Source organism: Roseibium sp. RKSG952 (genome assembly GCF_009711355.1).
This window is the reverse complement of record NZ_SMMF01000942.1, coordinates 22,238-31,860: the sequence shown is the minus strand read 5'-3', so window position 1 is coordinate 31,860 and position 9,623 is coordinate 22,238. Positions and strand designations below refer to the sequence as shown.

Sequence of the window (9,623 nt, the reverse complement as noted above, 5' to 3'; positions counted from 1 at the left end):
CAAATCCTGACATGCGAGGATCCCTTATGACCGGACAGAATCCGTTACTTGAACGCGCCATCGCCCTGGATGGCAATCCGGATGCCATTAGGCAGTTTTATACGGAATGGGGCGAGGTTTACGATCAGGAGCTTCTGGAGACGATCGGGTATGTCGCCCCCCGGATCGCGGCTGAAGCCCTGGTACGCCATATCGGCGAAAAGGCGATAGTGCTTGATGCCGGATGCGGAACCGGGCTGGTCGGAGCAGAACTGAGAAAACGCCGTACCGGGCTCACGATTGACGGCGTTGATCTGACACCGGAAATGCTGGTGCTGTCCTCAAGACGCGGGATCTACCGCCAACTCAGCGAGGCAGATCTGACGGGCCCGCTCAACCAGTTCGCGGAAGACACTTATGACGGGATCGTCAGCGCTGGCGTCTTCACCAGTGGCCATGTCGGTCCGGCAGGGCTGGACAACCTGATCCGGATCGCAAAACCGGGTGCTCCAATCGTCATCACGGTGCGCGACAGTGCCTGGGAAGCTGACGGCTTCAAGGACCACGTCGAGGCACTGGAGGCCGGGCGGTCCGTCTCCGTCCTGTCGATTACACTGAGCCCCTATCACACCAAGGAAGGCATCATGTGCCAGTTGGTGATCCTTCAGGTCACCTGAGTTTGTGAAATCACATGGGCAAACGAGCCCATCACAGACCCGCACCGCAGCCCCATTTCCGGCAACTGATTGCCCTCGGCATCCCGCGCTGCGAATAAACGCTCTCCCGGTCCCTCGGAAACGATGGTAGCGTAATGAAACTCGTGAGCCGACAAACGGCCTTGCCATGGCATGGCGGCCAGCGGTGTCACTGACCGGTATCCGAGCTGCCGCTTCCGGGTCGCGAAGCTTGTCGCATGGGGCAACAGTCCGATCATGCCGTGCCGGGTGCCGTCCGCATCGATCAAGCCCTCGCCGAGGGCCATGTAACCGCCGCATTCGCCGTAGACCAGCGCGCCCCGTGACGCGGCCGTCCTCACCCCCGATTTGAACCGGTCTGCACGCGCCAGAATACCGGCGTGGAGTTCCGGATAGCCGCCCGGCAGGTATACGGCGTCAGCGTGGCTGTCAGGCGCTTCGTCGGCCAGAGGTGAGAAGAAGCTGATTTCGGCCCCCTCTTTCTTCCAGCCCTCCAAGAGATGCGGATAGGCAAAGGCGAAGGCGATATCGCTTGCAACGGCAATGTGCTGACCGGGCGGCGGCAACACGGAACCCGCTTTGTGACCAGCAGGTCCCAGCGGTTCGGACAGTGCTTCCAGAGCCCCAAGGTCGAGATGACCGGCACAGATTTCCGCAGCCAGATCCAGAAAGGCCGGGAGATCCGGATGTTCGCCAGCCTGAACCAGTCCCAAATGGCGTTCCGGCAGACGTAACGCCTCACTGCGCGGGATTGCCCCAACCACTGTCACATCCAGCGGATCAAGCGCATTACGGAGCATGCTTTCATGACGCACGCTCCCAACCCGGTTCAAAATGACCCCAGCCACCGCCACACCGGTCCGGAAATTCCGGAAACCGGCCACAAGCGCGGCGACAGACTGGGCCTGCTTGGCACAATCAACCACCAAAACGACGGGAAGCCCCAAATGCACGCTCAAGTCCGCGGCAGATCCGCTTCCATTTGCAGCCCCGTCAAACAACCCCATGGCCCCTTCGACGAGCAACAGATCATCTCCACGCGCATGATCCCATGCCAGTTGACGCAAGACCTCTGGCGCCATCGCCCAGGCATCGAGATTGATACATGTGCAGCCGGATGCTGCTTCGTGGAATTTCGGATCGATATAGTCCGGCCCGGATTTTGCCGAGGCCACCGATCTGCCTGCGTTTTTCAGCGCACGCAAAAGCGCAAGCGTCAGCGTGGTCTTGCCAGCCCCGGACTGCGGTGCCGCGATCAAAAACCCTCTTGCAGGATGGCTCATCCGGAACGGACGGCCGAACCGGCCGTCTCATGAAGGTTCAGGGGATCGGACATCAGAACCTTCCCGGACATTGCCCCCAGCCAGTCAAGCCCCGCGCGCAACCGGACCACCTCGCCGACACAGACAATCGCTGGCGGCTCCAGATCCGCAGCAGCAGCATCCTTGGCACATGTCCCGAGCGTTGTTTCCAGAACCCGCTGTCCATTCAAAGACGCATTGCACACGATACCCACAGGCTCATCCACAGACCGCCCACCGGCTATCAGTTTGCCGGCAATCGTATCCAGATGCTTCATCGCCATATACATCACGATCACGGGAGAGCCCTTGGCGATTCCCTCCCAGTTGATTGCATCAGGAGTGAGACCGGTCTGGTCATGTCCGGTTAGAAAGGTGACAGCCTGATTGGTATCGCGATGGGTTGCCGGAATGCCGGCATAAGCCATGCCCCCGATCCCGGCGGTAATGCCGGGAATGATGCGGAACGGCACACCGGCACCAACAAGTCCCAATGCCTCTTCGCCGCCTCGCCCGAAGACAAAGGGATCGCCGCCCTTGAGGCGCAAGACGCGCTTGCCAGCCTTTGCATAGTCGATCAGTTTCAGTGTGATATCACGCTGCTTCGGGCTCGGCTTGCCCCCGCGCTTGCCCGCATAATCCACAAGCGCGCCCGGCTTGACCCATTCAAGAATGCTCTTGTCGACCAATGCGTCATAGACAACGACATCGGCTTGCCGCAAACCGTTGAGCGCATGAAGCGTCAAAAGACCGGGGTCACCCGGACCAGCACCAGCAAGCCAAACCCACCCCTGTTCGAATTCCGGCAGGTTTCCAATACTTTGGGGAAGATGCAATGCGTCGCTCATGCCCTTTTGTACTCCCGTCAGAGACCTACGCCAAGCACGGTTCCGGTCAAATTCGACCTGTCTGCGACATGGAAGGGAAATGCAAAGGTGCACGGCACGAAAAACCGGCTATAAGTCCGGCATGACACGGGAAAAACCGACGGAACTAAGGCGCGGCTGGACGACGGGTGCCTGCGCAACAGCGGCCACAAAAGCCGCCTTGACCGCACTCGTTTCCGGCCGCTTTCCGGACCCGGTAAAGATTACCTTGCCCAAAGGGGCCGAAGCAGACTTTGTCCTGTGCCGCCACAGCCTTTCGGAGGGCACGGCGAACGCAACCATCATCAAGGATGCCGGAGATGATCCGGATGTGACCCATGGCGCGGAAATTACATCCACGGTCCGCATTGCCCCGGATAGTGGCGGGGTGCGCTTTCTGGCCGGCAGGGGGGTCGGCGTGGTCACCCGGCCGGGCCTTCCGATCCCGCCCGGAGAACCTGCCATCAATCCGGTTCCACGCAAAATGATGGAAACCGCGGTCGAGGAAGTGCGTCAAGAGTTGCCGTTTTCCGGAATGGTCGAGATCGAGATCTCGATCAAGGGAGGCGAGGACCTTGCCCTCAAGACACTCAATCCCCGTCTCGGCATCGTCGGAGGATTGAGCGTGCTCGGCACGACCGGCATCGTGCGTCCGTTTTCCTGCGCGGCCTGGATTGCCTCGATCCATCGCGGCATCGATGTTGCCCGCGCCACCGGGCTGGACCATGTGGTCGGCGCAACCGGATCAACGTCCGAAGATGCCGTACGTGCCCGCTATGAGCTTGAAGAAGCGGCCTATCTCGACATGGGCGACTTCGCCGGGGGAATGCTGAAATACCTGAGGGCCCATCCGGTTCCAAAACTCACCATGGCTGGCGGTTTTGCCAAGTTCACCAAACTCGCCCAAGGCGCCATGGATCTGCATTCAGCCCGCAGCCAGGTCGATTTCGAATTCCTCGCCGACCTGCTGCAAGAGACCGGTGCACCGGAGCCCCTGATTGAACGGACATTGACTGCAAACACCGCCAAGGAGGTCCTTGATCTCGCAACTGCGGCCGGTGCCGACATCAGTTCCGCTCTTGCAGTCAGGACCAAATCAGCCGTACGCGGCATCCTTCGCAAGGCACCGGTAGACATTGAGGTCCTGATTGTCGACCGCAAGGGACATGTAACGGGCAGATCCGGTTTTGACGGTTAACCATCCTCATATCCTGTTGCTCGCCGGGACGTTCGAAGCCCGTCAGCTGGCGCGTCAACTCTCAGACCGGCTTCCCCACGCACGGATTACGGCGAGTTTTGCAGGGGCCGTTCAGGACCTGCCGGACCTGCCGGTTCCGGCAAGGGTTGGCGGTTTCGGCGGACCGGAAGGACTGGCCCGTTACATGGCCGACAGTGGCGTCTCCTTGCTGATCGACGCGACCCATCCATTTGCCGCACGCATGAGCCAGCATGCCGCAATTGCTGCCCAATCACTGTCCTGCCCCCTCATCCGGCTGGAACGGCCGGGCTGGGTCCCAAAGCGGGGTGACAACTGGATACCGGCGGCATCATTTAATGAAGCAAGGCACCTGCTTCCGGATCACGCGCGCGCATTCCTGGCCGTCGGGCGCAAGGAGATCGGGCAATTTGCCGATCGTACCGATGTCTTTGCTCTAGCGCGCATGATCGAAGCTCCGCCCGTTGTGCTGCCGGATCACTGCAAGCTGATCCTGAGCCGCCCTGCTCAGACCGTGGACGAGGAAGTAGCCCTCTTTCAAGCGCATGGCATCGATCACATCGTTTGCAAAAACAGTGGAGGCATGCGCTCATATGCAAAAATCGAGGCCGCAAACCGGTTGCAGCTGCCGGTGATCATGATCGAGCGCCCCCGCCTTCCCGAGGTTCCGGCGGCGCAATCCGTGCAAGGTCTGTGCGACTGGGTCACCGAAGCACTAAAGCCGACAAGCTGAGGGAACATTTGAGGACAGCCCAATGCTTCATTCAACGCCAAGGCACTGCAACCGAATTGTGCCGGTCAGCAGATTGCCGGATGTCTACGACAAGACATCAAACAAGCACTTGGCCATTAGTACCTTTGGAAGGACCGGATCCCGAGCAATGTTGTCCTCCACACCAAATGACAGCAGCTGAACCGCAGCACCTCAAGCGGACACCAGCAGCCGTCCCAAGGAAAGGCCAAGCGCCCCTGGACCGGTCATCTTTGGCTTTGACGCTCGATCCAAAAAGCAACAGCAGCTCTGGAGTGTGTGGTACCCATGATACGAAGTCGCTTGACCACGCAGGCATTCTTGGCAACCGCGTCCACCCTTGCCGCTTTGGGGGGTACAATGACAACTGTCTCTCCGGTTCAGGCTGAAACGTGCCTTTACGGCGCAAATGTCTCCGGCGGCGAATTCGGCAAAGCGGAGGACAAGCCAGGCACGTACGGCGTGACACATCAGTTTCCGTCCGCCGCAACCTATGAATACCTTGCGTCGAAGGGAATGAACGCGGTGCGTTTGCCGTTCCAGTGGGAGCGCATCCAGCCGGAATTGTTCGGTCCGTTCGAACCCGAAGAACTGGGACACTTGACCAAAAGCATTGCCGAAGCGCGTGCGAACGGTCTGACAGTGATCCTCAATCCGCACAATTACGGCAAGTATTACGGTAGAGCGATCGGGAGCAGAGATGTCCCCGTTGACGCGCTTGCGGATTTCTGGGGTCGGCTCGCCAGCCTTTATCCGGGAAAAACGGACATTGTCTTCGGTTTGATGAACGAGCCGGTGGATTTGACCGCCAGGACTTGGCTGGACGCATCAAACCGCGCAATACGTGCGATCAGAGACACGGGAGCAGACAATCTCGTTCTTGTTCCGGGAACAATCTGGACCGGTTCCAGCCATTGGTTTGATCAACAGGACGGTGGCTCAAACGCGGAAGTAATGCTTGCCGTTACCGATCCAGCCGAAAATTTTGCAATCGAAGTCCATCAATACCTGGACGCTGACTTTTCAGGCACCGGCACCTCCTGTTCGAGAACCGCAGATGCACTGGCGGCACTAAAGCGGTTCTCCGGCTGGCTCGAGACGTTCGGCTACAAGGGGTTCCTTGGAGAGTTCGGTGGTTCGCAAAACAGGTCCTGCCTCGACGGGGTCAAGGAAATTGCCACCTTTATCAATCGTCGGCCGGATATCTGGATCGGCTGGACAATTTGGGCTGCCGGTGAATGGTGGGGCGCCTATCCCTATTCGATCCAGCCGGAAGACGGGATTGATAGGCCGCAAATGGCCACACTCATCCCATTCCTTGAATCTGACCATAGTTCGCGCCGGGATTGCCAGTATCCTGAAAGGTAAGGCTCAGGCCGGAAACGCTGCCAGATCAATATGTCCGACGCCCATTTGCAGTTGGCCAGTTGCGATCTGGCACGCACGCGTGCTGTGCCATTCTTCAAGGCGTGACTTGTCCAAAGCCACTTGCACGCCGACATCCACCCAGCCACTACACAACATTTCCAAAAACTCGCTGGCATCATCACCGGCATTCCAATCCGATGTGCCGGTTACAACCTCGTAGCCCGCCTCCCGAAACAGCCTGGCCGCAACATGCGCGGCATCCGGGCCGAGAGCTGTCCCAAATCCCTTGTCCGTTTTTTGGTGCGCGTTCATCGCTGCCGTAAGTTCAAAGTCAAGCGGATCCTCCGGCGTGCACCAAGCCCTTCCGTCATATGTCAGGCTGGCCAGAAACGGCCGCTTTGAACGTGTCACCTTATCGACCAATCCTTCAAGAAACTCCCCTGTAACAAGGTCGAGGAAGGCAGAAGTCGTCACACCGGACACATCATTAAACGGAAGGCGGTCGAGCCCGGCCGCGAGATCCACTTGCATGAACCCAGCCCGGGAGTTGCCGTCAAACCGGGATTTCGCCGTTTCAATCAAGGCGGGATCATGATCCGTCAGTATCCATGACTGTTCGGCTGGCAGCCGGTCCCGCAAGGCCATGACGGTCGAGCCCGCGCCGCTCGCGAGATCCAGCAAGGGACCCGACCCCAGAAGAGCTTGCAAAAAAGCAGCTTCAACGGAAGCATTCCGGGCAGCCAAATCAATCGGCTCTCGCAACAAGAGCCAGTCCGCTGAAAAACTGCTCATGGCTGCCCTCCTTGCTCGAACTGCCCGAGAACTTCCGCAAATTTCAATGCAGCCTGTTCCCAGGTTGGAAGCGTTGCAGCCGAATGCCTGGCCTCGACGGACAATGCCTCTCGTTTTTTCCTGTCGCTCAGCAACTCTTGCATGGCCTGCGCAAGCGACGCCACATCTTCCACCCCGCAATAAACCGTGCCGCCACGGTCGAGCGTGTCGCGCACGGCTCCGCCTCCACTGCCAACCACCGGCAGTCCGTGTGCCAGCGCCTCCATATAGGCCATGCCATATCCTTCATACCGGCTGGCAAGGACAAAGATGTCGGCCGCTGCATAGTATTGCGTAAGGTCCGTTTCGGCGACCGCGCCATGAAAAGCCACGCGGTTGGCAAGTCCCAACGCGTCGAGAAGATCGGTGAGATCGGTGAAGCAGTCCGGATCACGTGTTGTGTCACCCACAATGTCCAAATGCCAATCCAGGTGCGCGCTTTCGCTCAAGGCCGAAAACAACAAATCGTAGCCTTTGCGGGGCACGATTGTTCCAACGCTCAACAATCGAACCATATCGGATGGTTTCCGGCGCTCCACCCGGACGCGGACCGTGCCCGGTTCAATCACAGTGATCTTTTCTGCCGGGATAGCGAAAAGGGCCCGCACCTGATGCGCGGTCGCCGGACTGGTGACGACAACATGCGCCACATGTTTCAGGGCACTTTCTTCCGAGATCTTGAGAGCCTGCGCAGTCTCTGATCCCAATCCATTTTCCTGACACAGCGGATGATGAACCAGAGCAATCACATCGCGGTCAGATGCGACTTTGGCAGCGGCATCAGGCAAGACCCCGAAGGCAAGTCCATCGACCAAAAGAGGGGCATTCTTCGGTGCTGCCAGCAAAGCCGCTTCCGCTATTGAACAAGTCTCTTCGGCAGGAAACGGAAATCCGTCGCCAAGCGGTAAAAGATCAGCCATCCAGCCAAGTGCTGTCAGCCCCTCCAGAATACGGCGATCATAGCCATACCCCCCGGTTGGTGTCGTAATGTCACCCGGATAGGCAAAAACCAGATGTTTCATGGCCTAGGCGACCGGCGCTTCATACCAAGCACGGGCGACGTGTGATTCAGATATCAAAACCCTGATGGACGACAGCTCGTTGCCTGGGCGCCCCAACCGCCCCTCACGTGCTGCCGCAGCCAGATGCTCATGGATATGCTGAGTGAGAAACTCTGTCGTGGTGTTCTTGCCTGCAAATTCGGGAAGCTCGTCAAGGTTCTTGTATTTGAGCGGTTCCAGCACCTGCTTTAGCGCTTCATGGGCCCGTCCGATGTCGATCACGACACCGTTGGCATCCAGTTGTGCGGCAAAAAAGGCGGCGTCAATCACAAATGTCGCTCCGTGGAGCGCCTGCGCCGGGCCGAACAACGCCCCCTTGAACGAGTGCGCAATCATGATGTGGTCTCTGACTTCAACGGCAAACATGGACAGTCCTTTTTGATTTATCCAAGTGTGTTGTCGGTTACGTCTGAATAGTTCACCACCGCCGCAATTACATCCGCAGCCGGGTCAAAAAGTCCCGAAAGACGTGCAGGTAGCTCGGTAAAATCAATGTGATGCGTAATCAGGCAATCAAGGCTTTTGGCATTGAGAAGAGACATGGCGGTTTCAATCCGGCGCCGGAATGTCCAGCGCGACTGCCGGTCGGGGCGAATCGTTCCGACCTGAGAGGATATGAGGCGCAAGCGCCGGCTGTGAAATTCCGCCCCCAATTGAACAGGCACACTGGCGTCTCCATACCAGCTTAGCTCAACAATGCCGGTGTCGTTTCCGGCCACCTGAAGAGCCGTCGCCAATCCGTCGGCTGTTGCACTGGCGTGGAACACAAGGTCCTGATTCCCGGGAACATCACCCGGCAACGCGAACTGCGCACCGAGCCGGTCCGCTATACCCCGCCTGGCCGGGTTCACATCTACCAGTGTAACCCTTGTGCCGGGAATTTGACAACAAAGATAAGCAGTAAGCAAACCAACCAAGCCACCGCCGACCACACATATGTGATCCCCCGGTGATGGATTTCCATCCCATAAAGCATTCAGGGCGGTTTCCATATTGGCAGCCAGAACCGCTCTGTCATCGGAGACCCCATCGGGGATCGGCACCAGACTATCACTCGAAACAACAAAGGCGGATTGATGAGGATACAGACAAAAAACCCGTACCCCGACCAGCGGCTCCGGCCCTGCATCGACAACGCCGACATTGGCGTATCCGTATTTCACGGGAAACGGAAAGTCCCCACCCTGAAACGGCGCTTTCATGCGCGCCCACTCACCCGCGGGGACCTTTCCGTTGAACACAAGCCGTTCCGTACCCCTGCTGATTGCGCTTGCTCGAGTACGAACCAGGGCTTTCTCACCACAATCCGGCCGGGCTATTGCCTCGTTTCGGATCTCAGCCTGCCGCACTCCGGTATACCAAAGGGCTTTGGCCGTTATCGAGAGCATTCCCGTATCCATCTGCCTGCTCATGAATTGACCCGAAAAATGAACCGTTTCCAACAAAATGCCGTAGTATTGGAAAGCACTGGACAAAACCTTTCGTAACGGCCATTTGGTTTATCACCATATGTATCAAGTTCTCCCCGGGAAGTTTCCCCGTTTACTCACATACC

10 protein-coding genes are annotated in these 9,623 nt (G+C 58.4%); 4 read left to right on the top strand and 6 right to left on the bottom strand.

Annotated features, from left to right (window positions below):
• The first annotated feature begins 26 nt into the window (after window positions 1–26).
• Complete coding sequence (locus E1297_RS28850) at window positions 27–656, top strand: class I SAM-dependent methyltransferase (RefSeq protein ID WP_155144343.1); 630 nt, start codon at window positions 27–29, stop codon at window positions 654–656.
• Here E1297_RS28850 and E1297_RS28845 read toward each other — a convergent pair.
• Window positions 644–1,957 carry a cobyrinate a,c-diamide synthase gene (locus E1297_RS28845; RefSeq protein ID WP_155144341.1) on the bottom strand — a complete coding sequence of 438 codons (1,314 nt, stop codon included), beginning with the start codon at window positions 1,955–1,957 and terminating at the stop codon, window positions 644–646. The genes E1297_RS28850 and E1297_RS28845 overlap by 13 nt on opposite strands.
• The gene (cobA, locus tag E1297_RS28840) at window positions 1,954–2,823 is read right to left on the bottom strand and encodes a uroporphyrinogen-III C-methyltransferase (protein WP_155144340.1); all 870 of its coding nucleotides are present in this window, start codon (window positions 2,821–2,823) and stop codon (window positions 1,954–1,956) included. Before cobA ends, E1297_RS28845 begins: the two co-directional genes overlap by 4 nt.
• Before the next feature lie 121 nt (window positions 2,824–2,944).
• On the opposite strand from cobA, the gene E1297_RS28835 reads away from it, so the two are divergent.
• From E1297_RS28835 to E1297_RS28825, 3 genes are all read left to right on the top strand, one after another.
• The gene (locus tag E1297_RS28835; protein ID WP_155144338.1) at window positions 2,945–4,039 is read left to right on the top strand and encodes a cobalt-precorrin-5B (C(1))-methyltransferase; all 1,095 of its coding nucleotides are present in this window, start codon (window positions 2,945–2,947) and stop codon (window positions 4,037–4,039) included.
• Window positions 4,029–4,790 carry a cobalt-precorrin-6A reductase gene (locus tag E1297_RS28830; RefSeq protein WP_155144336.1) on the top strand — a complete coding sequence of 254 codons (762 nt, stop codon included), beginning with the start codon at window positions 4,029–4,031 and terminating at the stop codon, window positions 4,788–4,790. Before E1297_RS28835 ends, E1297_RS28830 begins: the two co-directional genes overlap by 11 nt.
• A gap of 378 nt (window positions 4,791–5,168) precedes the next feature.
• The gene (locus E1297_RS28825) at window positions 5,169–6,176 is read left to right on the top strand and encodes a glycoside hydrolase family 5 protein (protein WP_209016052.1); all 1,008 of its coding nucleotides are present in this window, start codon (window positions 5,169–5,171) and stop codon (window positions 6,174–6,176) included.
• Between the two features lie 3 nt (window positions 6,177–6,179).
• On the opposite strand, the gene E1297_RS28820 is transcribed toward E1297_RS28825, so the two are convergent.
• From E1297_RS28820 to E1297_RS28805, 4 genes are read right to left on the bottom strand one after another with little or no spacing between them, the layout of a single operon-like run.
• On the bottom strand, window positions 6,180–6,968 hold the full coding sequence (locus E1297_RS28820; protein ID WP_155144332.1) for a class I SAM-dependent methyltransferase: 789 nt from the start codon (window positions 6,966–6,968) through the stop codon (window positions 6,180–6,182).
• Window positions 6,965–8,029 carry a glycosyltransferase family 4 protein gene (locus E1297_RS28815; RefSeq protein ID WP_155144331.1) on the bottom strand — a complete coding sequence of 355 codons (1,065 nt, stop codon included), beginning with the start codon at window positions 8,027–8,029 and terminating at the stop codon, window positions 6,965–6,967. The genes E1297_RS28820 and E1297_RS28815 overlap by 4 nt, the downstream gene beginning before the upstream one ends.
• A 3-nt stretch (window positions 8,030–8,032) precedes the next feature.
• Complete coding sequence (locus tag E1297_RS28810; protein ID WP_155144329.1) at window positions 8,033–8,434, bottom strand: 6-carboxytetrahydropterin synthase; 402 nt, start codon at window positions 8,432–8,434, stop codon at window positions 8,033–8,035.
• 17 nt (window positions 8,435–8,451) lie between these two features.
• Entirely contained in the window at window positions 8,452–9,480 is a 1,029-nt protein-coding gene (locus tag E1297_RS28805; RefSeq protein ID WP_209016051.1) for a zinc-binding alcohol dehydrogenase, read from the bottom strand.
• Window positions 9,481–9,623 lie beyond the last annotated feature (143 nt).